Genomic DNA, 24774 nt, shown 5'->3' with positions numbered 1-24774 from the left:
TCCGATCCGACAACCGCTCACCCGCAGGTGCCTTGACCTGCCCCACCCTCGCCACACCACTACCAACGAGACAGACAGGACAAAGTCACCAGCATTGGACCTAGGCCGTCTCCCGCGGACCGGCGGGCGGTCGGAGGAGGATGCCCGCGATGCGGAGTCCGGCGCGGAAGGCGGTGGCGGTCTTCCCGCGGCGGGTCGCCGGGCCTCGCGCCGGACCGGGGCATCCGACCGACGCCGCCCGGCGAACGATCACTCTTCCGGCAGGTCCAGGATCACCAGCGTGCCGCTGCTTCCGGGACGGACGGCGTGCGCGGTTCCCGCTGCCACCATGAACAACTCGCCCGGCCGCACCGACACCGGGACGCCGTCCACCGAGAGCTCCAGCCGGCCGTCGAGCACGAGTAGCGCCTCGGCGGCCCGGTGGCTCTCCTCCACCACCGGCATTTCGTCCATGCGCAGCACCTTCACGCAGGTCGCTCCCACCAGGCCCAGTCGGTGGGAGCGCCACGCCTCCGGCAGGCCGGCCGCAGTCTCCTTCAGATCGACCACACTCATGGCACACACCTCCCGACGGCCCCGGCCGGTCGTGCCGGACGGGCCCGCGCATCAAGATCAATGGATGACTCGGAGGCTATCCGACCAGGAAGGGCAAGTGGTCGACCGTTTGGCAAAGACTGCTGCCGGGACGAACGCCGAGGGCGCCTGTGCCGTAGCAAGGGGCACGGAGGGGCCCCCGGCCACGGCCGCATCACGATGGGCAGCTCTTGCAGCGGCGTCGTAGGGTGCTGCCTTGTGCCTGAACTCGAGATATCCGACCTGATCACCGCAGTCGACCCGGACAACGGCCGGCGCTTGCCGGTACGGCGTGCCGCGGTGGTCGAGCAGCTCCGCGCGAACGGCGACGGGCGGGCCGCGCGGCTCGTCGCGGGGCTGCCCGCCGACCAGGACGGGGTGCTGGACCCGGGCGCCGTGGACCGTCTGTTGATCAGCGTGCACACCGAACTCCAGCGTCTGAGCGAGGAGCTCCGGATCGGCGAACGGCTCGTCCACCTGCTCGGCCCGCTCCTCACCGCGATCCGGGCCGCCGGCCACGCCGGGCCGTACCGCCTGGTCGACATCGGCTGCGGGCTGGGCTACCTGGTCCGTTGGCTGGCGGCCACCAACGCCCTCGGCCCGGACGTCGAGCTGGTCGGAGTCGACCTGGACGCCGCGCTGGTCGGCGAGGCGGACCGCCTGGCGCACGCCGAGGGACTCCGCTGCCGTTTCGTCCACGGCAACGCCTTCGCCCTGCCGGAGGCCGCCACCGTGTACGTCTCCACCGGCGTGCTGCACCACTTCTCCGAGCCCGCGCTGACGGAGTTCTTCCGGGCCCAAGCCGACTCGCCCGCCCTGGCGTTCTGCCACTACGACATCGCCGCGACCGGCCTCGCGCCGATCGGGGCGTGGATGTTCCACCGGGCCCGGATGCGCCACCCGCTGGGCCGCCACGACGGTGTCGCCTCCGCCCGGCGGGCGCACAGCGACGAGTCCCTGCTGCGGGCCGCCGCCGCGGCATCGGGCATGCGGCCGCTGCTCTACGAGCCCCGACGTGCTGCCAACCCCTTCTGCACCACGCTGCGCCCGGTCCTCGGCGTCCGCCCGCACCTGGAGGTTCCCCTCCGGCAGGCCCTCGGCCGCACCTCCCGCCGGCTTCTCGGCCCCGAGCAGTTCGCGCAGGCCGCCCGATGACGCCCGCCCTGCCGCTCGTCGCCCTCGGCCTGGTCGACGCGGCGTTCAGCGGTTTCCGCGCCTACGCCGGCCGCGACGCCCGGATCCGCAAACACCGCGCCAACCTGCGGGCCGCGCTGCGCGGGCTGGGAGTCGGCGCCGTGCTGCTGCTCGCCCCCGCCCTGACCGCCGTTCTTCTGCTGCTCACCGCCGCCGACCCGGCGCGCGCCTACGCCACCCTGGCCGCCGGCGGTCTCGGCTACCTGCTTCCGCTCACCGTCTACGCCACCGCCGTGCTGCTCTCACTGGCCGCCTACTTCGTCCTGCCGTTCCGCGCCAGCACCCTCGCCATGGTCATCGGACTCGGCCCGCTGACCCTGATCCGCCCACTGGCCGTCGCCACCGCCTGCCTGGGGGCGCTCCTCAACGGCGGCGGCCCGGCCTCCCTGGTGGTCGGTGCCATGGCGGGCGCGACAGCACTGTCCGTCGAACCGGCCGTGCACCGCCGCTGGTACCGCCACGTCCGCTAGGGCACGTCGTCAAACCCCCGTCTGCGGCGCGACGCTCCCTCTGACGGATGTGCAGTGGGAGTTCACCGGGCGGGTGGCTGCCGGTCAGTGGAAGGTGGCGAGTGCGGCGGCCCACTGCGCGGTGGTGGTGCCGGTCACCGCGCACGGGCCCGTGGTGCGGGTGAGCCGGTACGCGGTGGTGAGCCGGTAGGAGGAGAGCTTGAGGACCGGCGGGACCACCGTCCAGTCGGCGGACGGAGCGGGCGCATCACCCGAGTTGGTCCCGATGGCGGCCACCTGGAGCCCGCCCCCGGTGCAGGACAGCGGTACGGTGCCGGTGGTGAAGGCGGTGCCACCGGCTGCGCCGGAGGCGGTCACCGCCTGGTCCGCGCCGCTGAGGCCGCTGAACTCGTCGACGGCGACCTGGTACTTGCTCGCCTTGGGATAGCCGAGCTTGACGGAGTCGGCGGTGCCGAGGCCGTCCACGTCGAACGCCGCGATGATCAGGACGCGGTGGCGTGAGGCATCGGTGACGTCGGAGACCGTGCGGTAGTGGTTGTCCTGGCTGTCGGTGACGGTCACCGGGCCGGGACAGGTACTGGTGAGCATCATGGTGATGATCAGCGTGTGCCCGTCGGCGACGGCGGTCGTGATCGGCAGGGCGACCTGTGTGGTGGTGAGGATCTGCGCGTCGTATGCGGGACGGCCGACCCAGGCGGCCGGGTGGGCGGGGACGGAGCCGGCGGTCGCGGGCGGGGGGCCGGGCCTCGCGGTCTGCGGGCCCGAGGGGAGGCCGGCGGGCCGGCAGACCGCGTAGTCCCCGACGAGCACCGGCGCCGGTGGCGCGGACGCCCGGATCAGGTGCAGCGTGGCGAGGGTACTGGCCACGGCGAGTACGAACCCCAGGGAGAAGGCGACGCCGAGCCGTCGGCGCTCCCCGCCGCGTTTTGATGCTCCGTCGGCGACGGCGGCCCCGCGGCCTTCGGCGGGACCGGTCACGGGACCGGTCTCGGCGTTAGTCACGGCGTCGGTCTCGGCGTCGGGTGCGGGGCCGGTCGCGGTCACGGCGTCGGCCGCGGGGCCGGGCTCCGCGTCGGGCTCCGCGGCGGGCGTTTCGGCCTGCCGCAGCTCCGCGCCCTGTATCCGCCGCCACGCCGCAGCCCACTGGGCCGTCTGCGGCTCGGTCACGCCCAGTGCCGCGAGGAGGGCGAAGCAGCGTTCCAGTGTCGGCAGTTGGCCTCGGCGGGGATCGAAGATCACGGAGAGCGTACTGCGCGGAATCCCGGTGGAGCGGGAGAGTTCCCGCAGGGGTGGCCGTCCGGCCTCGACGCGGAGGAGGCCGAGGCCTTTCACGAAGTCGGCCGGCGTGCTCATCATGGACGGCACCAGCCCTTCGGCCGATGAATCCTTCTCCGGCACCTCAACCCCCCGGTTCGGCGCGAGCACGACAACAAGGGGAGCCTACCCGGCATGCGAACCGTGGGAAACAGGTCTTCTGCCGTTGTGATATGACTGACCGTCAGATTGACGAGAGGTGCGGGTCCACCCGTCCCGGACCGGCCCGAACCGTCCGGGACCGTCCAGCCGGGTGGGAGCGGGGCCGGGTGCGGGCGAGACTTCCGGAAGCTCCGGCCGGTACCCCGCCGCCCCGGCCTCCGGAGCGCCGAGCCGGTGGCGACCGGCTCGTTCACCCCGGAGCGGCACGCCCGCCCCTTGCGTCCACGCCGCCCGCCGGGCCTGCGGGCCGTCCCGGACGGGCCCCGGACTTCCAGGAGTGTCCGGGACGCCCGAAAGCCTGGCCGTACCCCGAGTGGTCAGCGATGCTCGTGCCGCAATCCAGAACCTGGCTCCTGACCTGGAGGCAGAGACTCGGCGATCCGTGGTCGACGGGGACCGGTGACGCCGAACGGCAGTAACGGAGAGCACGATGATGGGGTTCCGTAGGAAGCTCGCAACGATCGCCGTCGCCGGCGGCATCCTCGCCGGCAGTGTCGCGGTGGCTGCGCCGGCCGACGCCACCGTTGTCCAGATCGGCTGCCCGACCGTCGGAGTGACTGTGTACAGCGGTGGCCCCGACTTCTGTTACGGACTGCGCAAGGACGGGAACACCGGCCCCGGCTGGGCCGACATCTCCGGGACGTGGGGGGTCGGTAGCAGCGTCAACACCGGCTATGTCGTGGCCGATTCCGGCTGGGTCCCGGTCCACTTCGCTCCGGGCTGGGGGATCGTCCTGCCCGACTGCGGTTCCGGCTGCCTGTGGACGACAGAGTGGATCTACATCACCAAGTAGTGTTCCCCGCCTCCGCACCGCGCACGATGGGCGGTTGCCCGTCCGGGCCCGCCTCGCGCCGGGTCGGGTGACCGGTCCGTCGCCGGGCGCACGTCTCGGCAGCGGTCCGAGGCCGTGACGCCGACGGCGCCGGCCCAACGGGTGCGGCTCGCGTTCGGCGCGCCTTCCCTGTGGTGGCGGTCGCCGGCTCCTGAGGCGGCCGCCACCACAGAACAGGGACGACCGGGACGAGCCGAGGTTGCGTGTTGAGCATCATGACCCTTTCGAGTATCAAGGCCCTTCCGGGCGTCAACGCACCGAGAGTCGCGGCGGTTCTGCTGCTGCTGGCCTCCGTCGCGTCCTGTGCCCGAGGGCCGGCGGGGCAGAGCGGTCCGCTGCCGCCGCTCGGTCCGGTTGCGGTGATCACGTCGGTCGACCAGATCACACTGCCCATCGACTCGTACGAAGTGACGGTCGAGCAGACCAGGACGCTGTTCCAGGCCTCCACTGCGGCGACCAGCCGGTGCGTGCAGGGTTACGGCCTGTCCTATCCGGCTCCGCAGTGGGGCAACGCGTTCAGCGACACGCCCCGAGAGCTCAAGAAGCGTTCCGTGGTCTACGGATTCTTCGACCCGGCCGCACCCAGGAGTACCGGGTACGACGCGCTCGGGGTCGGCGACAGCAGCGCCCAGCCGGTCATCTCGGACGCGGTGCACGCGGTGCTCAACGGCATGGACAGGTCCAAGAAGCCGGTCACCGTGTACGGCGGGAAGCCCGTCCCCGAGCACGGGTGCCTGGGGAAGGGAAGGGCGGAGGTCGGAGATCCGCCGATGCCCGCGGATTCCGGCCAGCTGCCGGACGGCGGGCCGACGGTTTCGGCGACCGACCCCCGGCTGCTCGCTGCCGACGCCCGGTGGAGTGACTGCATGAAGACCAGGGGCTTCAGCTACGCGTCGCCGTGGGCAGCCTATTTCGACCCGAAGTGGCGGTCCGTACCGAGGGGTCCGGGTGCGGTCTCCGTCACCCACACACCGGCGGAGGTCGCCACGGCCACCGCCGATCTGGCCTGCAAGCTGTCGACGAACCTGGTGGGCGTGGCGGTCGCCGTCGAGACCGCGTACGACGAGCAGTACATCGCGTCGCACGCGGCGGCTCTCTCGGCCTTCAAGCGGAGTCTCGACGACCGGCTCGGCAAGGCGGCGCACCTCATAGCCACCGGCGGTGCGGACGCAGGGTGAGCCGGCCGTCGGGAGCGCCGCCACCAGCCGCAGTCGCCGGTCCGGAGTCGCCCGCCCGCAACTGCCGCCCCGGAAGGGTTGGTTCGAAGTAGCCCGTCCGCAACTGCCGGTCCGGAACGATTCTTTGGTTATTCAGGGGAGAAGCGATGCAGGGCAGAGCACGTGGAGTCGTCTCGCGGCGGTTCGGAGCACTCGACTGGAGGCGGCGGATCGTCGTCGCGCTCTGCATGAGTCTGGCTGCCAACGGGGTGGTCGCGGTCACCGCGTTCGCCTCGCCGAACCGTCCTGGCGCGCCGCTCCGGCAGGGCGTCGCCGCCGATTTCGGTTCCGCTGCGGCCTCCTCGCCCGACATCGCGGTCTCGGGGTCCGGCGACGGCCACGGCTACCATCTCCAGGTGTCGCGCGAGAAGTCGGGGTTCTCGTGGCGCGACTTGGCGGTGCTGCATCCCGGCGGCCTCGACGAGTCGTCGTGGACGGGCTACCAGTGCGTCTCCGGGGACGGTCGTTATGCGGCGGTGACGGTGGCCCCGCTCTCGGCCGCGAACTCGACCGCGGGGCGCGGTCACGGTGCCTTCGCGTATGCGGTCGACCTGGACACCGGTCGGGTCCGGGCCGTTGCCAGCGGTGTCGCCCTCGCCTACCACTCTCCCGGCTGCGGGACCGGCGACGAGGCGGAGTTCACGGTCGCCCTGGGTGCCGACCAGCAGACCACCGAGATCGTCTCGGCCTCGCTGGCCTCGGGCACGGTGGACCGTACGAGCAGGGTCGCGGGCCAGCTGACGTCGGTGGTCCCGACCGTGCAAGGGGTGATCGGCGTCCTCGGGGACCGGCTGGTGTCGGTGCCCGAATCCGGGCCGCGGGCCGGACTGCCCCTGACGGTCGCCGCCGTCCCGGGCCAGGCGTACGACCTGCGCCCGGCGGCCGACGGCGGCGTGGACTTCCTCGTGACCGCGCCTGGTTCCGGGACGGCCCGGGTCGAGCACGAGAGCAACGGCGCCGTCACCGAGGCGGGCAGCGGGAGCACCTCCCGGCTGAAGCTGTTCGCGGGGCGCGGCGGACACACCGTCGTGACGGGCGCCGACCGCGTGGGCGCGGGCGCCCTCGTCCGCCCGGTCGACACGAAGTCGATCACCGACCCGCTGACGGTCTCGCTGGACGGTGACGCGGTCTTCGGCCCGCAGCGGACGGCCGCCGGCCCGGACCCGACGGTGCTCGCCGCCAGGACGGGAAGACTCGTCAAGCAGTCGTCCGACGACACGGCCGGGACTGCGGCGACCACGGCGACCTCGGCCGTCGTCCCCGACGGCGTGAACCGGAACGCCCTCGACTCGGAGCTGCCGGCGGCCGCCGTCCCGGCGCAGAGCCGGCCCGTGAGCGGCCCCGGCGGCGCGGCGGCGCCGGCCGGGGTGCCGCAGACCCCGGCGTGTTCGGTGCCCCGCAACAGCCCGGTCTTCCAGGTGGCGCAGCCGGGGTCGAGCCAGATCGACTGGGCCGTCCAGATGGCCGAGCAGAACCTGCTGACCGGCTCGGCGTACGCCCGCCCCGCGAACTACGGGAATCTGGGCCTGGCCTCCTACTCGCCCAACGGCGACTTCGCCGCCGTGCCGCTGTCGCACCCGTCGACCGGCACCTGGAACACCGTCCCGCGCTCCGTCTTCGAGGCGATCATGGCGCAGGAGTCCAACTGGGACCAGGCGTCCTGGCACGCGCTGCCGGGGCTCGCGGGCAACCCCGTGATCGCCGACTACTACGGTGCCGGAGGGACGATCGACACGATCAACTACCCCGGCGCCGACTGCGGTTACGGCATCTCCCAGGTGACGACGGGGATGTTCGCGAACCAGACCGGCCAGCAGTACTCGGCCCACGGCCAGTGGAAGATCGCGGTGGACTACCAGGAGAACATCGCCGCCGGCCTGCAGATCCTCGAACGGACGTGGAACTCCCTGTACAGCGCCGGGATCACCGCCAACGGCGGCGATCCGCGGTTCCTGGAGAACTGGTACTTCGCGATCTGGGCGTACAACACCGGTGTCCAGCCGGATGCCAAGCACGGCAACACGACCGGCTGCACCCCCGGCCCGGCGTGTGCCGGTCCGGACGGGACGTGGGGCCTGGGCTGGGCGAACAACCCCGCCAACCCGAACTTCCCGCCCGGCCGCGCCCCGTACCTGGCCTACACGTACGGCGACGCGGCGCATCCGGCCGACTGGCCGTACCAGGAGCGGGTGCTCGGCTGGATGGGCACCCCGCTCGTGCGGATGGGCACCCACGCGTACGCACAGGCGGCCTTCAACGGCGGCAGCAACTGGCTGAACATCCCGGCCTTCGGCACCTTCTGCACCACCGCCGACAACCGCTGCACGCCGGGCGCGGCCGGGCAGTCGGGCACCTGCACGCTGGCCGACTTCGAGTGCTGGTGGCACACGCCGGTCACCTGGGTCCCCACCTGCCCGACGACGTGCTCGACCAGCGCCTACGCGGTCGGCTCCGGCTCCACCGAGCCCCCGGTCACCGATCCGCACCCACCGGTCTGCAGTCTCGACACGAGTGTCGTGCCGACCACCTCCAACGGGCCGCCGGTCATCGTCGCGGCGCAGGTGGGCCTGGCGGCGGGCAGGACCCCGCTGAACGTCGTCGGCTGCCCGGCGGCCTCGAACTGGTCCAACGGCGGGGCCTTCACGATGGCCTACGGCACCAATGCCAACGGTGACCCGACCGGCTCGGTCGACACCCACGAACTCGGCGCCGGCTTCGGCGGCTACCTCATGTTCGACCACACCCAGAACGGCACCGAGGCGGCCGTCATGAACACCGGCACCTGGGCCCCGACGCTGCCCTCCCTCCAGTACTACAAGGTCAAGCTGCACATCCCGGCGACCGGCGCCCGCGCCACCGACGTCGTCTACGTCGTCAATCCGGGCGGCGGCGCGAGCCCGTGGAGGATCCGGGTCAACCAGGCCTGGGGCTCCGACCAGTGGGTCACGATCGGGACCTTCGCGATGTCCCCGGGCGCGACCGTCCAGCTGTCGAACCAGAGCTCGATGACGCCGGGCGGGTACGACGTCGGGTACGACGCCATCGCCTTCCTCCCCCAGGGCGGCACCCCCGGAACGCCGATCGGCGGGCCGCCCGGCATCAGCGACGCGCCCACCGGCAGCAACCCGGCCTGGATCCAGTGCGGTTGTGCGACCCGTACGGCCGGCGACCCGGTCGACACGGCGACCGGCTACTACGGTGAGACGGTCACCGACCTGTCCACGCCGGGCCGGGGCATGCCGCTGTCCTTCACCCGCACCTACTCCTCGGCGCTGGCCGACCCCGCCGGCCCGAACGGGGGGAACGCGCTCGACGGGCCGTTCGGCCACGGCTGGACCTTCTCCTACAACCTCTCCGCGGCCACCGACGGCACCACGGGCAATGTGACGATCCGTCAGGAAGACGGATCCCGGGTCACGTTCGTCAAGACGTCCGCCGGCTACACGCCGTCGGCGCCGCGTTACGACGCCACGCTGACCGCGGCCGGCTCCAGCTACACCCTCACCCGCAAGGGCAAGCAGATCTACACCTTCGACATCGCCACCGGCCACCTCGCCGCCGAGACGGACCTGGCCGGCGCGCACGCCACCACCCCCTACGCGACCACCCTCGCCTACAGCGGCGGCCAGCTGTCGACCGTCACGGATCCCGCCGGGCACGTGTACACGCTCGGCTGGAGCGGCGGGCACGTCACCAGCCTGGCCGACTCGGCCGGCCGCCAGGTCACCTACGCCTACGACGGCTCCGGCGACCTGACCGACGTGTACGGCGTCGGAACGACCCGTGCCCCAACCCTGCACGACGACGACCACACCGTCTACGGCTACAACACGGCCTCGCACCTGCTCACCTCGTGGCGCCAGGCCAAGTACTACGGCGACACCACGACCAGCCCGGCGCCGGTGATGAGCATGGTCTACGACACGTCGGAACGCGTCGTCAACCAGACCGACCAGACCGGGCACACCACCATCTTCACCTACGGTCCGGCCGGCAGTCCGTCCCTCGCCGCAGGCCAGACCCTCGTCACCGACCCCGCAGGGCACCAGGTCCTCGACACCTACCAGAACGGCCTGCTCGTCTCGGAGACGAAGGGCTACGGCAGTGCCACGCCCGGCACGACCTCCTACACCTACGACCCGGTGAGCCTCGGCGTGACGACCGCCACCGACCCCCTCGGCAACGTCCAGACCTTCGCCTACGACGAGCACGGGAACAGGATCTCGGCCAGCAACGGCCTGGGGAACACGAGCGCCTACACCTACGACGCCCTCGACGACCTGACGTCGGCCATCGACCCCCTGGGTGTGCTGACCACGTACGGGTACGACCAGGCGGGGCACATCGCGGTGTCCGGCGGGACGAACGGCGGGGCGCTCACCTTCGGCCTGCCGACCGGCATCTCCGTCACCCAGCCGCAGCAGTCCGCCGAGATCGTCGACAGCAATCCGGTGTCCCCGCCGCTGCGGACGACCGCCTTCTACTACGACGACGCCGCCCACCCGGGCGACGAGACCCGCGTCACCGACGCCGACGGCAACACCTCCTCGGCGACGTTCGACACGTACGGGGAGGCCGTCAGCAGGACCGACGCGGCGGGGGACGTGGCCCGCTACGGCTACGACACCGGGACCGGGCGGCTGACCTCGGCCGTCACCCCGGACGGCACCGCCGCCGGGACCGCTCCCGGATGCACGCCCCCGGCCAGGGGATGCACCGCCTACGCCTACGACGCGTGGGGGCACGTCGTCAGGACGACCGACCCGCTGGGCCGTTCGGCCTCGGCCGGCTACGACGCCGACGGGAACCGCTCCTCCAGCACCGACGGCAACGGCCGGCAGACGACGTTCCTCTACGACCCGGCGAACCGGCTCACCGTCACCACCGGCGCGGACGGCACCCGGACCAGGTCCGACTACAACCCGGACGGCACCACCGCGGACACCGTCGACGCGAACAACGCCAAGACGGTGTTCGGCTACGACAGCCGGGGCCACCAGACCAGCCGGACCGACCCCGACAACCGGAGCACGACCTACACCTACGACGCGGACGGGCACCCCCGGACGGGCGTCGACGCCGCCGGCCGGACGGTCACCGACGGCTACGACGCCGCCGGGCGCCTGACGTCGCTCACCTACTCCGACGGCGTCACCCCGAACGTCGCCTACCGCTACAACAGCGGCGGGGCGCGGACGGCGATGACCGACGGCACCGGCACGACGGCCTGGTCCTACGACGCGTTCGGCGAGATCGTGTCGAAGACCGACGGCGCGGGGGCGTCGATCGGCTACGGCTACGACAACGACGGCCGTCAGACCTCGATCGTCTACCCCGGCGGCCCCAGCCAGACCGTCCTCCAGGCCTTCGACAAGGCGGGCAGGCAGACCGCGGTCACCGACTGGAACAACGCCAGGACGCAGTTCGGCTACGACAACGACGGGAACCTCACGTCGACCGCCTACCCGAACGGCGACACCGTGACGAACACCGTCGACGACGCGGGGAGGACGGCGGGCACCGTCCTCACGAACGCCACCGGCACCCTGGCCGCCCTCGCGTACACGCGGGACGGCGCCGGCCAGCTCCTGACCAGCACACCCACCGGTCTGCCGGACACAGCCCAGACCTTCGGCTACACCGCCACCGAGCAGCTGAAGTCCGTGAGCGGCACGAACCCGTCCTCGTACGGCTACGACCCGGCCGGCAACCCGACCACGGTCGCGGGCAGCGCGCAGGGCTTCGACGCGGCCTCCCAGCTGTGCTGGACCCTCCCGGGAACGGCGACGAGCAGCGCGCCGTGCACCTCGGCGCCCACCGGGGCCACCACCTACACCTACAACACGCCGGGCGACCGCACGAACGCCCAGCCGGCCTCGGGGACGGGCAGCACCTACACCTACGACCAGGCGAACAGGCTCACCGGCTTCACCGGCCCCGCGGGCAGCGCGACCTACACCTATGACGGCGCAGGGCTGCGGGCCGGTACCTCGGCGGGCGGCGTGACCACGAAGTTCACCTGGAACGACGCCGAGACCGCCGGCCTGCTCAGCGACGGCACCACGAGCTACGTCTACGGGCCGGGCGGCGCCGTCGAACAGCTCGCCGGGAGCACGAGCTACTGGTACCTGCGCGACTCGCTGGGCTCGACCAAGGAACTGCTGAACGCCAGTGGCGCGGTCTCCGCGGCCTTCGGCTACGACTCCTACGGCCGGATCACCTCCGCCTCCGGCCCGGCGACGACACCCCTGACGTTCACCGGCGGCTACCAGGACGCCGAATCCGGGCTCGTCTACCTCCAGGCGCGGTACTACGACCCCGCCACGGCGCAGTTCCTCACCCGCGACCCCGCCATCGACTTCAGCCGGTCCGCCTACGGGTACGCCCAGGACAACCCCGGGAACGTGACGGACCGCAGCGGGCTGTGCTGGCCGCTCTGCACGATCGTCATCGGAGCGGTCCTCGGAGCGGTCGGCGGCGCGGCCGGAGGCATCGTGAACGGCGTCATCAACGGCAACCTCAATCTCAAGGACGTGATGATCGACTCGGTGACCGGTGCCGTCGCCGGCGGTGCCAGCGGGCTGTGCGGCCCGGAGTGCGGGATCGGCGCGACAGCGATGACCGACGCGGCGGCCAACGGCGTGGGGTCCTTCGCCTCCAGCGTGTTCACCCAGGCCAACGACAACGGCTGGGGCCATGTCGACTACGCACACGCGGGGATCCAAGGGCTCATCGGTGCCGGCGTCGGCTTCGGCGGCGGAGGCTACGGAGCGACCATGGCGTCCAACGTCGAGAGCGAGTTCGGCAGCATGGTGCTGAGCAACGGAATGGCCGACTTCTTCGCGACCGGTATCTCCGGACTCGACCCGCTCGGCCTCATCTCCAACCCGCCGCCCTCGTTCAGCTCCTCGGGCGCGGGCTGCGCCTCGGGCCCGGCCACGGCGTGACGCGAGCGGTGGGGCCGCCCTCGGCGGCCCCACCGTCCGCGACGGTCAGGACCCCGGGCGCGCCCGGGGCGGGGCGGGGGCCGGCCCTTCGGACGGGCCCGCCGCCCCGCGCTGGGGGGCCGGGACGTACGCGGGGGCGGTGAGCCTGCGGGCGTGCAGCACGTGGGCGTCCAGCGGCAGGGGGGAGTGGCCGACGAGGTGGAGCCCCGCGTCGGCGAGCAGCCGGGCGTAGTGGTCGGCGCGGCGTTCGCGGCCGCCGACGTTGCACATCATGTGGAGGTCCCAGGAGGTCGCCAGGGAGGACGGGTCGTCCGACAGGAGGCGTTCGACGATGAGCAGGTCGGCGTGGGCGGGCATCGCACGGGCGCAGTCGCGCAGGATCTCCCGGCAGCGGTCGTCGTCCCAGTCGTGCAGCACACGGGAGAGGACGTAGACGTCCGCGCCCGGGGGCACGTCGGCGAAGTCGCCCGCGCGGTAGGTGCAACGGTCGCCGACGGCCGGGTCGAGCGACCGGCGGGCGGCGTCGACGACGTTCGGGCGTTCGAGCAGGACGCCGTGCAGGCTCGGGTGTGCGGCCAGGATGCGGCCGAGCAGTTCCCCGTTGCCGCCCGCGATGTCGACGACCGTCCTGGGCCCGCCGGCCCGGCCCGCCGCGGTGAGGACCGGATGCGCGGGGAGCGGTTCGAACATGCGCGAACTCGCGGCCATGGACCGGTCGAACCGCTCGCCGAGTTCGGGATGGCGGGCGAAGTAGTCGAAATGGTTCTCGCCGTAGAGCTGCTCGAAGCCCGTCCGCCCGCTTCGCACGGCATGGGAGAGGAGCGCGAAGGAGTGGTAGAACGGGCCGCCGTACATGAGGGCCAGCGGCCGCATCGATCCGGCGGTGTTCGCGCGCAGCAGCGTCCCGAGTTCGGTGAGCCGGAATCCGTCCGGGCTCTCCAGCACCACACCCAGCATCGCGAGATAGCGCAGCAGCGTCGCGAGGCTCTCCGGGTGGGCGTCGACCGTCCGGGCCAGCGCCTCGACGCCGACGGCTGCCCGGGTGTCCAGGGCCTCGGGCAGCCGCAGCTGTGCGCAGGTCGCGAGCGCCTGGGTCGTCCAGGCGCCGGTGAACAGGCGCAGGAGCGTTTCAGCGGGGTCGTGGATGCCTGCCGGGCCGAGGTGGCCGGCGAGGACGTCCCGATGGTCGCCGCTCGCGTAGAGCTCCACCCGCCGGTACCCGGCCTTCGAGTCGGCGGGGGCGGTGAAGTAGAACACCGTGCCGTCCTCGTGCGGGTTGTACCCGCCTCCGTCGGGGACCGCGCCGTACCGGGCGAAGACCGCGGCAAGGCCGCGCAGCACCAGCGGATCCGGCCGCTCGACCTCGAAGGCCAGGTGCGCTTCGTTGTCCTGGAGGCGTTCGTGCGCGGCGATCGCGGCCAGCTCCGAGCCTGGCGGGACGACCAGCGCGAACAGCTCGACCGTCCGCCGTTCGCCTTCAGGGCCGTGCACCGTGGGCCGGAGAATCGTTACGCCAAGCTCCGCGGGGTCGTGCCGGTACCGCCGGGCCAGCCGCTCCCGGACGACGACACTGGGCTGCTCCGCCACGTCGGCGGCCAGTCCGCAGGCGGTCAGCTCCGCGCGCAGCATCGACGGGTCGGACGGGAAGACGAGCAGCGCGGCGTGCGCGAAGTGGCAGCGGTCCGCTAACGCCCGCAGCTCCGGGCCGTCGAGTCCGGGCAGCAGGAGTTGCAGCAAGGTGGTGGTGTCGTGGCCGGTGACGAACTCGACCGCCGCGCGCAGGCGGGCCGTGTCACCGGATGTCATCGTCGTCGTCATGGGCTGGGAGGTCCTCGTTCCGGTGCGTGGTCGTACTCGGGGAAGGGGGGAGAGGGGGGTTGGTCCTCGGGGGAGGGGCAGCAGGTCTCAGACACCCGCGTAGTTCTCGGCGAACCAGTCCTGCTGGGTCCGGGACTGACGCAGCGACCGGAGGCGGGAACGGCGCAGGGAGTCCTGGAACAGCGACTCGCCGCCCGAGCCGGGGGTGCCGTGCAGCAGCCGGATCATCCAGAGCGAGAACTCCTGCGCCCGCCAGATGTGCTCCAGGCACTGCGCCGAGTAGCGGGCGAGCGGTTCGGGATCGCCGTGTGCGAGGTCCTCGACCAGGGCGCGGGCGAGGAGCTCCGCCTCCAGCACCGCGAGGTTCGCGCCCTTGGCGGCGGAGGGGCTGATCAGGCTCGCCGCGTCGCCCGCCAGGAAGAGCGAGCCGTGGCGCAGCGGGTCCAGGACATCGGATTCCAGCGCGAAGACTTCGGCCTGGCTGATCCGGCCCGTGCTCAGGGGGCCGTAGTCCGCCGCACGCATCCGCAGTGCGAGCTCGTCCCAGATCCGCTCCTCGGACCAGTCGGCGGCCGACGTACCGCGCTCGCACTCCAGGTAGTAGCGCGTGACCTCGGCGGAGCGTGCCATGTGTCCGGCGAAGCCCCGGTGGTGCACCGCGTAGCCCACGGCGTCGAGACTCGGTGGCGCCTCGGCGAGCAGGCCCAGCCAGGACACGCCGTGGTCGCGGTGGTAGCGGCGGACCGCACCGGGCGGGAGCGAGCGCCGTGCCGCGCCGTGCCGGCCGTCACAGCCGGCGACGTACCTGGCCCGCCACCGGCCGGGCCGTCCGTCCGCCGCACGCACGGTCACCGAGGGTTGCCGGCTGTCGGCGTCGAGCACCGCCAGCGCCTCGGTCTCGAAGTGCACCCGCCCGCCGGAGTCCAGGAAGCGCGTCAGCAGGCTGGTGACCAACTCCTGTTGCGGGTAGACGGTGTGCCGGGCGCCGCTGCCGAGCCGGCCGTAGTCCAGGCTGAAACGGCCGTCCTCGGTGCGGAACTCGCACACACCGTGCTCCCGGCCGTGCCGGTGCAGGTCCTCGGCCAGCCCGTGCCGGTCCAGGATCCGTACCGTGTGCGCGGTGAGGAAGCCGGCCCGCGCCCGGGCCCGGAGGTGCTCCCGGCCGGCCCGTTCCACGATGACGCAGTCGATCCCGCTGCTGAGGAGGAGGTTGCCGAGGACCAGGCCGGCCGGTCCGGCGCCGAGGACGACCACGTCGGCCGAGTCCCCTGCTGTGCCGATGTTCTGACGTTCTGTCACGGGAGTGGATCATAATCACTGAAAGCCGTACGGATCACCGAGAATCACCCGTATGGTCGCAAAGCGTCAGGGCTGACACCCATGAACCGTTTGAAGATGCCTGGTTGGGGCTCCGTGGTTCGTAACCTCCGGATCCTCGGCGGTACTTCGGGCCGGTCGGCGTCAGGTCGAACACCGGGCGACCTCCGGGCCGGCCGTTCCACCGGCCCGGAGGTCGCTGCTTTGCTGGCCGGGTAACGGAGTTGTGGACGGAGGCCAGGGTGGATTTCGGGGACACGAGCGCGCTCGGCGTCGCGGTCGTCGGCGTCGCGGGGACACTGCTGTCCGCGCTGCTGACCCAGCGCGCGGCCGACCGGAGCGGCCGGCGCAGGCAGGAGCGGGTCGAGGAAGTCTCGGACCGGCGCCGGCGTGAGCAGGAGCTGCGCTCGTGCTACGTCGCGCTGAACATGGCGGCCCGGCAGTATCTGGCCGCTCTCACCGACCAGTTGCACGCGCTGGTCCGGGAGGAGGACCTCCAGGAGACCTGGCTGCGGCTGACCGGGGCGCGGGACCAGTACCGCGAGGCGTACGCCGAAGCACAGTTGCGGGTACCCGAGTCCGTACTCGACCTCGCGGGCCGGTTCAGCCACGACCTGGGCGCGCTCTACGGCATGGTCCGCCGCCTCGACGGCGGCCCGACCCGGACCGGTGACTCGGCGGTCGCCGTGCGGGAGAACATCGACGCCCTGTGGGCCGCGCTGCGCCGGATGCGGGGCGAGATGAGGGACCAATTGGGCGCTTCCCGGGCGGATTTCGGGCGTTGATCAGGCCGGTCGCGGAATTCGGCTGCCGCCCCGGCCGGGGCTCGGCATAGTGGCGGTAGTCACGGGGCCCAGGGGGCCAGGAGCCGGGATCGGGAGAGGCGGAGTGCCGGTGGGCGAGGTGGAGGACGGCGGGGTGCGGGGGCTGCGCGCCTGGGCCGCGGACGCGGAGGAACGGGCGAAACGGCTGCTTCCCGTCCTGCGGGGCGACGAGGCGCCGCTGGCGGAGTGCGAGGCGTCCGTCGCCGAACTGGAGCAGCTGTCCCGGATGTTGGAGCACGAACCCGCGCTGTGCAGCGCGGTGAGCATGTGGCTGGGATCCGCGCTGGCCCTGCGGCAGTTCGCCGGTGGCGGGGTGCCCGCCGACCGGGAGCGCGCCCAGTCACTGCTGCGGGAGGTGCGGGACCGCGGCACGGCGCTGGGGGCGACGGCGAGCGAGGAGCACCGCCAGTGGGCTGCGCTGGTCCTGGTGAGCCTCCTCTCACCCCTTCAGGCGCAGGCCGGGTTCGGGGACGTGCCCGACCTCACGGCCTACGTCGAGTGGATGGGGCAGGTGGGGCCGGCCGGGATGTTGAGCGCCGCCAAGGAGGTCCAGGAGCTGTTCGCGGAGATCGTCGACCTCCCGCTGCCACCGGAGTTCCTCGCTCAGCTGAGCCGGATGCAGCAGGTGGCCGCGGCCCCGACCGGTGAGGGGATCTCGGACCTGTTCGAGAGCATGATCCCGGACGGAGACCCCTTCGCGGACCGGCTCCGGCAGTTGCTGGGCGGACTCTTCGGCCCGGCCGGGACACCGATGCCCGCCCCAGCCCCCGCCCCGGGTCCTGCCACCGGCAACGTGCCCCCGGACCCGGCGCCGGACCCGGCAACCGTCCTCACCCCCGACGCCCTGCGCCGCATCGCGGCCGGCCTGGACGCCGTCAACGCGACCACCTACGGCCTCGACGCGGCACTGAACAGCGCCGACCCCCACCAGGCCGTCAACGACCTGCTCGGCAGGCTGCGCGCCGTCCAGGACCAGCCACCCCCGGGCTTCGACCCGACCGCGCACCTGGAGGGGATCCGGGCGCTCCTGCTCAACGCCAGCGCCGGCGCCGGCGGCACGCTCCAGGACCGCGAGGCGGGCCGCCGCCACATGGCGGCGATCCGGGACGGCCTGGAGGGGGTCCGGGACAAGCTGCCGCCCGGGATCGGGGATCCCATGGTGATGGCCCGGGTGATGGACCTGTACAGCCGGATCATGGACGTCGGGGAGAGCGGGAACACCGAGGCCGACGTACGGGTGGTGCGCGGCCTGCTGGCCGAGGCCGAGCAACTGGCGGAGGAGGTCCCGGACGGCTTCTTCCGGGGCATCGTCCTGCTGACGCTCGGTGCGGCCCGCGCCAAGTCCGGCATCGTCACCGGCGACCGGGAGCTGCTCCTGAACAGCCTGTCCGACCTGGAGGGCGGGATGTCCACGGTCAGGGAGACCGGGCCGCCGTTCGGCGACACGGTACCGATCCCGCCCCTTCCGGACTTCGACCTCCTGCGCGCCGCCCTGACGGACGAGCCGACGGTGACGATGCCGGAGCACCACGCCCCGCGGCCGGACGCCCCGACCGAAGAGGTGTACAACTCCGCGCTCTCGCTGGTCCTCGGATACGGGATGACCCGCGACCGGACGGTCCTCGACCGGCTGATCGGGGAACTGGAGCGGGTCCGGGACGGCGTCCGCGAGGGCAGGGCGCCGCGCATCGCCGCCGAGGCGCTGTGGCAGCTGGCCGAGGCGTACCGGGTGCGCGGGGTCGAGAACGACGACGTGGCGGACATCGCGGCCCTGGCGGCCGCGGAGGAGGCACTGACCGCGCTGGCCGCGGACGTCGTCCTGCAGGCCGGCGCGGAACACGGACTGGTGGCCGCCCGCGCCGGAGCGAGCCGGGGCGTCCGGGCCGCGCTGTGGGCCGGCTCCCAAGGGCGGCCGCACGAGGCGGTGGCCGCCCTGGAGTCGGGCCGCGCGCTGGTGCTGCACGCGGCGTCCGCCTCGTCGGCGGTGCCGGAACTCCTCGAAGAGCGGGGGCACCACGAACTTGCCGGGGCCTGGCGGGCCGCCACCGCGAGCGCGGACGGCGCGGCAGGAGCCCACGGCGTCCCCGCCGAACTGCCCAGCACCCTGCGCCGCCGGGCCCTGGAGGCGCTCGGCTACCGGCAGGAGGACGGCCTCCTCGCCGCCCCCACGCTGGGCGAACTCGCCGACGGACTCGCGGACAGCGGTGCGGACGCGCTGCTCTACCTCGTCCCCGGCGACGCCGTCGGCCCCGGCATCGTGATCGCGGTGGCCCCCGAACTCGGGGTCGCGACAAGCGTCCGGGAGCAGCTGTCGCAGGCCGGGAGCGCTCCGCTCGAACGCTACCTGGACGCCGCCGCCGCGCACGAGGCCGCCGTGCGCGAGACCGGCGCGCCGGACCCCGCCCTGCGCCGGGCCTGGGAGGACGCGCTCGCCGCGCTCTGCGACTGGGCCTTCGAGGTGCTCGGCCCGGTGATCGACGGCCTGGAACAGGGGTTGGCGGCCGACGGCCGGCCGCTGCGGATCGTCCTCGTGCCGTGCGGGCGCCTCGGCATCGTGCCCTGGCACGCCGCCCGCATGCCCGGCGAGCAGCCCCGCGCGTACCTCTGCCGGCGTGCGGCCGTCAGCTACGCGGCCTCGGGCAGCCAGTTCCTGCGTACCCTGCGGCGCGCGCCCCGGCCTCCGGCGGCCGCGCCCGTCCTGCTCGCCGACCCGACCGAGAGCCTGGTGTTCGCCGAGATCGAGGTGCTGGCCCTGCGGGACTCCTTCTACCCGGACGCCCGGGTGTGCGGGGCGGTCTCCGAGCTGGCGGACGACGAACTGGCCCCGTGCACACCCGACGCCGTCCTCGGGTACCTCGCCGACGGGGTCTCGGTGCTCCACGTGGCCGCGCACGGCTCGGCGGGGACGAACCCCACCGCCTCGGCCCTCAGCCTGCCCGACCCGGACGGCGCGGACGGCGCGGAGGAGCCGGAGGAGTCGGCGGCCCCGGGCCCCCGTCCCGAACTGCTCACGGTCACCCGGCTGCTGGAGTTCCCGGATGCCCGGGAACCGCGCGCCGACGGCCCGTTGGTCGTACTGAGCGCCTGCCAGACCGACCTGTCGACCCGCGACCACGACGAGGCGCTCACCCTCACCACGGGCTTCGTCACCGCCGGCGCGCGGGATGTCGTCGGCTCCCGCTGGGCCGTCTCGGACGGCGCGTCGGCGGTGCTGATGGCGGTGTTCCACCACTACCTGAACGTCGACCGGCTCAGCCCGGTCGACGCGCTCCGGGCGGCGCAGCTGTGGATGCTCGACCCGGACCGGCGGAATCCGGGCACGCTCCACGGCGACCTGCTGCGCGAGATGCGGCGCCCGGACCTCGACCGGATCGCGCACTGGGCCGCCTTCATCCACCAGGGCCACCCCGGCCCGGGAAGGCAGGAGGACATGACCGGTACGAAGGAAACCGCGGAGCACACCGGCGGGGACGGGAGGAACGCGTGAGTGGCGACGGTACGGGGGAGGACCGCGGGCGCTCGACCGAGCGGCTGCTCGGTCTGATCCGCGAACACCGGGACGGTATCCGCGCACAGCTCGGCGAGGAGGGGTACGCGGTCCTGCTGAGCCGCCTGGAGGCGCTCGCCGCCGCGGCGGACGACCGGGCCCGGCGCAAGGCGCTCCAAGGCGTCCGCCGGGCCCTGACAGCGCTGGAGTTCGACCATCCGGTGCGCGCCGCGCTGGAATCCGCGCGGCTGGTCGCCGCGCCGCCCGCACCGGTGGACGCCGCCGCCGCGTACGAGCTGCTCGCCTGGCTCTCCGCCCCGGCCCCGGAAGCCGGACCGGAGGCGGCTCCGGCCCCCGCCGAGACCCGGCCGGACCACCTGCGGCTGGGCGCGCGGACGCTCTCGGCGCAGGAGGCCCGCGACCGCTGCGGCGGCCCGCCGCCGCCGGAACTGATCAGGGTGCCGGACGCCCGCGCGGACGACCGCTACCCGCAGTTCCAGTTCACGGCGGACGGCGGCGCCCCGTACGAGGTCGTCCTCGAAGTCAACCGGCTGCTGCTCGCGGACATCGACCCCTGGGGCGCCGGAGCCTGGTGGCTCGGCGACAACAGCTGGCTGGGCGCCGCGCCCGCCTCGCTGCTCGGACACCTGCCGGACCACCGGCTGGTCGGGGCGGCCACGCAACTGGTGGAGGGGGAATGATGAGCGACAGCCCCTTCCCCGCGACCGGTTCGTCTCCCGTGACCGGCTCCTCGCCCGTGACCGGCTTCTTCCCCATGATCGACAAGGTGCTGCGCCCCAACGCCGCCACGATCCCGGCGGGCACCGAACTGTGGCGGGTGCACAAGTCCGGTTACGCGCCGGACCAGTTCAACGACCGGCTCTCGGACATCCACTTCGGCGGAGGGCGGTTCGAGGGCACCGTGCTCGACCCGTACCACTACCTCTACCTGGCGATGACACCACTCACGGCCCTGGCCGAGAGCATGCTGCGTTCGGTGCCGTTCGACGGTCCGGGCGGTACCCGGGAGGTCCCCTACGCCGTGGCGCGCGGCCGCTCGCTGAGCTGCCTGCGCGCCCGGTACGACCTCACCCTGGTCCCGCTGCGGACCGGCGCGGACCTGGCCGCCGTCCGCCAGGAGGCCACGCTCCTCGACGACGAGCGCAACTACGCCGTGTCACGGCGCTGGTCGAGCGAGATCCGGGCGCAGGCGGCGGACGCGCAGGGCCTGATCTGGGACTCCCGGCGCAACCGGAGCGAGGACGTCCTGGTGCTCTACCGCGACCGCCTCGACCGCTGCGAGGGCGGCCCGCTGGAGGCGGTGCCGGACCGGAGCGTCCCGGACCTCGGCTCCCCGGAGGGCCTCAAGCACGCCAACGAGCTGCTCAGGCCGCTCTGGGCGGAGATCTCGAAGCCCGTGGGGTGGTGATCGCCGGGAGCTTGTGCGTGGGCGAGGCATGATGCCATCGTGTGCGCATGGCATCGCTCTTACTCGACTCCGCGTCACTTGTGCCTGAGCTCAAGGAGGTCAGGCGGGCGGGGCTGGTCCGCCTGCGCGGGCGTGCGCTGCCCGCCCTGGAGGCGGCCGCCGGGGCCGCCGTCCCGGTGACCGCCCGGACGCCCGGAGCGGCCGTCGAGGCCCTGCTGCGGCTCGCCGTCTCTCAGTTGGACGCCGGGACGCTGCGCACCGCCGCCGAGTACACGCTGGGGCTGGCGCAGGGCACCCGGGACTGGCCGGCCTCCGACCGCCGGGTGCGGGCGGCCGAGGTCTACGGGGTGAGTGTGGAGCGGTTCCGCAAGGACCACGAGGTGATGGTCCTGGAGCAGATCGCCGAGCACGTCCTGCGGCTCGCCGCGGAGCCGGGCCCGCCGCCCGCGAAGGCGGGCGGCGGCACCCACCGGACGGTGCGGATGACGGCCGGGGGACGGCCGGTGGCGCTCACCCTGCACGTGCACCCGGTGGACCTGTTGCGCGACGTGGACGTCGTCGTCTCCCCGTCCAACGTGTACTTCGCGCTGCCGGTGCCCTTCAAGTCCTCGGTCGCCGCGTCACTGCGCCGGGCCGCCGCCCGGCGCGGGGTGACCGGTGACGTGCTGGCCGACCCGGTCCACGACGAGCTGCGCGCCTGGGAGGCCGCGCACGGTGTCGCCGGGCGCGCCGTACTGCCCGGCACGGTGGCGGCCACCGGCTCAGGGGCCTTGGCGGAACGGGGAGTCCGCCGGATCTACCACGCGGCGGTGGCCGTGCCCCGGGCCGGGACCAACGACTACGACGTGCTGCCGTCCGATGTCACCCGGGCCGCGTCACGGGTGCTCGCCGTGCTCGCGGAGGAGCACGAGCGGTTCGACCCGCCGCTGCGCTCGGTGTGCTTCCCGCTGCTCGGCTCGGGACGCGGCGGCCTCCCGCACGAGGTCAGCCTGGCCGCCGTGTGGGCCGCCGTGGAGGCCGAGTTGGCGCGCGGAGCGCAGTGGGAGGTGCACTTCGTGGTGCGCACGCCCGAGGCCGCGGCGCTCGTGGAGCGCGTCCCGGCCGGGATCCGCCCTGCGCGCGACCGGCGGGCGACCGGCTGAGCCGCTGCAATGGAGGGGTACCGCGCCGTGCGCGCGGGGTTCTCGGTTGCGCGTACGGGCGCCGGGGTGCAAGGGTGATCGCTCTTCAGAGCCAAGTTCAGGACCAGCTTGCCGGGAACGACAGTTGACGGATGATCACACGGTGGGGCGGATGGCTGACGGGATGCACGAATGGGCGCGCGGGGCGTCGGGGCGGACGGTGACCTGGCCCGCGCCGGACACCTACGTCCTGGTCGAGGGCGTACTGCTGCGCATGCTCCCGGAGTCCGGCCGCACGCCGCGGGGGACGGAGGTGGTCGTGGACCACGACGCGACCCGGGGACGGCTCCTCGCCCGCCCGGCCGGCCGGCCGGGGGCACCGCGCGGATGAGCCTGTACGAGTTCGGCCCCGCCGAGGGCTACCACGAGCGCCAGCCCGTCCTGTTGCTCCTCGACACCTCGGCCTCGATGGGCCGTCCGGCCGAGCAGCCCCCGGGCCGTCCGGCCGAGCAGCCCCCGGGCCGTCCGGCCGGGCAGCCGCCGATCGACGCGCTCAACGACGCCCTGGTCCGCTGGTTCGACGGCGAGCGCACCACGCCGAGGCTGCGCGCACGGGTGGAGGTCTGCCTGGTCGCCTTCGACTCGCGGGTACGGGTCTTCGACCACGGCCGGAACGAGCTGGTCCCGGTCGAGGAGGCCGCGTCGGACCGGCTCTTCGTGCCGGTGGACGGGATGCGCCCGCCCAGGCTGGAGGCATCCGGGCTCACCCGGCTGACCGACGCCGTCGAGACGGCGCTGGAGCTGGCCCGCAGCCGCTACCGGACCCTGCAGGAGCAGCACGTCCCGGTGCGGCGCCCGTTCCTGTGGGTGCTGACGGACGGCGCCCCGAGTGACGCCCACGGCAACCCGATGGACCCCGCCGCGCTCGCCGGCACCGCCCGCCGGGTCAGGCTCGGTGAGGAGCGCGGCGAGTTCGTCCTCCAGGCGGTCGGGGTGCGCGGCGCCGACCTGGAACTGCTGCAGGTCCTCGCCCCCAAAGCGGTGCTGATGCTGGAGGACCTGAGCTTCGGACAGATCCTCGACCTGCTGTTCCAGAGCTCGGACCGGATCACGCCGGACCGGACGGCCGACGACATCCACCGCGACGTCCGCCAGTACAACGAGAAGCGCGAGCGGATGCGGCGCCTGGAAGAGAAGCACCGGTGATCGTCGCGGGGGCCGCCGTCCAGGGCACCGGGCACCTGGCGGCCGGGCGGGGATGCCAGGACGCGTTCAAGGCCGCCGACCTGGGCGACGCGGTGGTCCTGGCGGTGGCCGACGGCGCGGGCAGCCGGGAGCGCAGCGCGCTCGGCGCCCACATCGCCGTCGACGCGGCCTGCCGGGTGCTGGCCGAGGGCATACCCGACGCGCGGGACGCCCCGGAGACCTGGACCCGCTGGGCCGCGGCCGGCGGGGCCCGGCTGGTCGCGGAGTACCTGGGCGCCGCGGCGGCCGTGCTGCGCGCGACCGGCGGTGGGCAGCCGCCGTCCGACGGGCCGGCACCGGACGCCGGCGCGCTCGCCGCCACCGTCGCCGCCGCCGTGGTCCGGCCGCCCTGGGTCGCCTTCGTCTCGGTCGGGGACTGCTTCGGCACGGTCCTCACCCAGGGGGCGGCCCGCCCCGGACCCGCAATGGAGGCCGCCCGGACCGGACTTGCGCCGGAAACCGCCGCCGAGCGCTGCCACTTGGTGCTGCCGCCGGCCGTCCCCGGCGGGCCGGGGCCGGTGTTCCTCTCCTCCCCGGGGGCCGCGCTGCGCGTGCGCTCCTTCGTCGTGTGGGAGCCGGAGCTGAGCGGGGTCGTCCTCGCCACCGACGGATGCACCGCCCTGAGCCTGGACCACCCCGCCGCCCACGGGCTGCCCCCGGAAGCCGGCCCGGTGCCCTCCGAGCGGTTCTTCTGCGGGCTCGCCGCGACCCTGCGCGCCAACGGCGGCGACGCCGAGCCGCTGCGGGCCCTGCTGTCCGGCCCCGAAGCGGCCAGGACCGGAGACGATCTGACGGTGCTGTGCGCCGTGCTGGACGGGCGGTGA

The 24774-nt window shown here is 73.5% G+C and carries 17 protein-coding genes; 13 read left to right on the top strand and 4 right to left on the bottom strand.

Annotated elements, in window-relative coordinates:
* Positions 1-249: 249 nt before the first annotated feature.
* Complete coding sequence (locus ABD330_RS08010) at positions 250-555, bottom strand: cupin domain-containing protein (RefSeq protein WP_344462318.1); 306 nt, start codon at positions 553-555, stop codon at positions 250-252.
* A 237-nt stretch (positions 556-792) separates the two neighbouring features.
* Here ABD330_RS08010 and ABD330_RS08005 point away from each other — a divergent pair, with 237 nt between their 5' ends.
* Positions 793-1728 carry a class I SAM-dependent methyltransferase gene (locus ABD330_RS08005; RefSeq protein WP_344462316.1) on the top strand — a complete coding sequence of 312 codons (936 nt, stop codon included), beginning with the start codon at positions 793-795 and terminating at the stop codon, positions 1726-1728.
* Positions 1725-2237 carry a hypothetical protein gene (locus tag ABD330_RS08000; protein ID WP_344462314.1) on the top strand — a complete coding sequence of 171 codons (513 nt, stop codon included), beginning with the start codon at positions 1725-1727 and terminating at the stop codon, positions 2235-2237. The genes ABD330_RS08005 and ABD330_RS08000 overlap by 4 nt, the downstream gene beginning before the upstream one ends.
* Before the next feature lie 84 nt (positions 2238-2321).
* On the opposite strand, the gene ABD330_RS07995 is transcribed toward ABD330_RS08000, so the two are convergent.
* The gene (locus tag ABD330_RS07995; protein WP_344462312.1) at positions 2322-3593 is read right to left on the bottom strand and encodes a helix-turn-helix domain-containing protein; all 1272 of its coding nucleotides are present in this window, start codon (positions 3591-3593) and stop codon (positions 2322-2324) included.
* Positions 3594-4146: 553 nt separating this feature from the next.
* On the opposite strand from ABD330_RS07995, the gene ABD330_RS07990 reads away from it, so the two are divergent.
* The 3 genes from ABD330_RS07990 (at position 4147) to ABD330_RS07980 (ending at position 12709) form a co-directional block, all read left to right on the top strand.
* The gene (locus ABD330_RS07990; RefSeq protein ID WP_344462310.1) at positions 4147-4506 is read left to right on the top strand and encodes a hypothetical protein; all 360 of its coding nucleotides are present in this window, start codon (positions 4147-4149) and stop codon (positions 4504-4506) included.
* A gap of 254 nt (positions 4507-4760) precedes the next feature.
* Positions 4761-5723 (top strand): hypothetical protein, encoded by a 963-nt coding sequence (locus ABD330_RS07985; RefSeq protein ID WP_344462308.1) that lies wholly within the window; start codon positions 4761-4763, stop codon positions 5721-5723.
* A 146-nt stretch (positions 5724-5869) separates the two neighbouring features.
* Complete coding sequence (locus tag ABD330_RS07980; RefSeq protein ID WP_344462306.1) at positions 5870-12709, top strand: DUF6531 domain-containing protein; 6840 nt, start codon at positions 5870-5872, stop codon at positions 12707-12709.
* Positions 12710-12754: 45 nt separating this feature from the next.
* Here ABD330_RS07980 and ABD330_RS07975 read toward each other — a convergent pair whose 3' ends face one another.
* The gene (locus ABD330_RS07975; RefSeq protein WP_344462304.1) at positions 12755-14527 is read right to left on the bottom strand and encodes a methyltransferase; all 1773 of its coding nucleotides are present in this window, start codon (positions 14525-14527) and stop codon (positions 12755-12757) included.
* A gap of 87 nt (positions 14528-14614) precedes the next feature.
* Complete coding sequence (locus ABD330_RS07970; protein ID WP_344462302.1) at positions 14615-15826, bottom strand: 4-hydroxybenzoate 3-monooxygenase; 1212 nt, start codon at positions 15824-15826, stop codon at positions 14615-14617.
* 260 nt (positions 15827-16086) lie between these two features.
* On the opposite strand from ABD330_RS07970, the gene ABD330_RS07965 reads away from it, so the two are divergent.
* The 8 genes from ABD330_RS07965 (at position 16087) to ABD330_RS07930 (ending at position 24774) form a co-directional block, all read left to right on the top strand.
* Positions 16087-16629: a hypothetical protein gene (locus ABD330_RS07965; protein ID WP_344462300.1), complete on the top strand. Its 543-nt coding sequence runs from the start codon at positions 16087-16089 to the stop codon at positions 16627-16629.
* Positions 16630-16738: 109 nt separating this feature from the next.
* Positions 16739-20155 carry a CHAT domain-containing protein gene (locus tag ABD330_RS07960; RefSeq protein WP_344462298.1) on the top strand — a complete coding sequence of 1139 codons (3417 nt, stop codon included), beginning with the start codon at positions 16739-16741 and terminating at the stop codon, positions 20153-20155.
* Entirely contained in the window at positions 20152-20856 is a 705-nt protein-coding gene (locus ABD330_RS07955; RefSeq protein ID WP_344462296.1) for a hypothetical protein, read from the top strand. Before ABD330_RS07960 ends, ABD330_RS07955 begins: the two co-directional genes overlap by 4 nt.
* The gene (locus ABD330_RS07950) at positions 20856-21584 is read left to right on the top strand and encodes an RES family NAD+ phosphorylase (RefSeq protein WP_425555475.1); all 729 of its coding nucleotides are present in this window, start codon (positions 20856-20858) and stop codon (positions 21582-21584) included. Before ABD330_RS07955 ends, ABD330_RS07950 begins: the two co-directional genes overlap by 1 nt.
* A gap of 47 nt (positions 21585-21631) precedes the next feature.
* Positions 21632-22726 carry a macro domain-containing protein gene (locus tag ABD330_RS07945; protein WP_344462294.1) on the top strand — a complete coding sequence of 365 codons (1095 nt, stop codon included), beginning with the start codon at positions 21632-21634 and terminating at the stop codon, positions 22724-22726.
* 151 nt (positions 22727-22877) lie between these two features.
* Complete coding sequence (locus ABD330_RS07940) at positions 22878-23096, top strand: hypothetical protein (RefSeq protein WP_344462291.1); 219 nt, start codon at positions 22878-22880, stop codon at positions 23094-23096.
* Positions 23093-23911, top strand: a complete 819-nt coding sequence (locus ABD330_RS07935; RefSeq protein WP_344462289.1) for a vWA domain-containing protein — start codon at positions 23093-23095, stop codon at positions 23909-23911. The genes ABD330_RS07940 and ABD330_RS07935 overlap by 4 nt, the downstream gene beginning before the upstream one ends.
* Positions 23908-24774, top strand: coding sequence for a protein phosphatase 2C domain-containing protein (locus ABD330_RS07930; protein ID WP_344462287.1), 867 nt, complete (start codon positions 23908-23910; stop codon positions 24772-24774). The genes ABD330_RS07935 and ABD330_RS07930 overlap by 4 nt, the downstream gene beginning before the upstream one ends.

The sequence above is a fragment of the Kitasatospora kazusensis genome (genome assembly GCF_039529945.1).
In the GTDB taxonomy this organism is placed as follows: domain Bacteria; phylum Actinomycetota; class Actinomycetes; order Streptomycetales; family Streptomycetaceae; genus Kitasatospora; species Kitasatospora kazusensis.
This window is presented reverse-complemented; position numbering and strand designations above follow the sequence as displayed.

Coding starts and splice junctions, on each gene's coding strand:
- ABD330_RS08010 (WP_344462318.1), bottom strand. CDS start 555: ATGAGTGTGGTCGATCTGAAGGAGACTGCGGCCGGCCTGCCGGAGGCG.
- ABD330_RS08000 (WP_344462314.1), top strand. CDS start 1,725: ATGACGCCCGCCCTGCCGCTCGTCGCCCTCGGCCTGGTCGACGCGGCG.
- ABD330_RS07995 (WP_344462312.1), bottom strand. CDS start 3,593: ATGATGAGCACGCCGGCCGACTTCGTGAAAGGCCTCGGCCTCCTCCGC.
- ABD330_RS07990 (WP_344462310.1), top strand. CDS start 4,147: ATGGGGTTCCGTAGGAAGCTCGCAACGATCGCCGTCGCCGGCGGCATC.
- ABD330_RS07985 (WP_344462308.1), top strand. CDS start 4,761: ATGACCCTTTCGAGTATCAAGGCCCTTCCGGGCGTCAACGCACCGAGA.
- ABD330_RS07980 (WP_344462306.1), top strand. CDS start 5,870: ATGCAGGGCAGAGCACGTGGAGTCGTCTCGCGGCGGTTCGGAGCACTC.
- ABD330_RS07975 (WP_344462304.1), bottom strand. CDS start 14,527: ATGACGACGACGATGACATCCGGTGACACGGCCCGCCTGCGCGCGGCG.
- ABD330_RS07950 (WP_425555475.1), top strand. CDS start 20,856: ATGAGCGACAGCCCCTTCCCCGCGACCGGTTCGTCTCCCGTGACCGGC.
- ABD330_RS07945 (WP_344462294.1), top strand. CDS start 21,632: ATGGCATCGCTCTTACTCGACTCCGCGTCACTTGTGCCTGAGCTCAAG.
- ABD330_RS07940 (WP_344462291.1), top strand. CDS start 22,878: ATGGCTGACGGGATGCACGAATGGGCGCGCGGGGCGTCGGGGCGGACG.
- ABD330_RS07935 (WP_344462289.1), top strand. CDS start 23,093: ATGAGCCTGTACGAGTTCGGCCCCGCCGAGGGCTACCACGAGCGCCAG.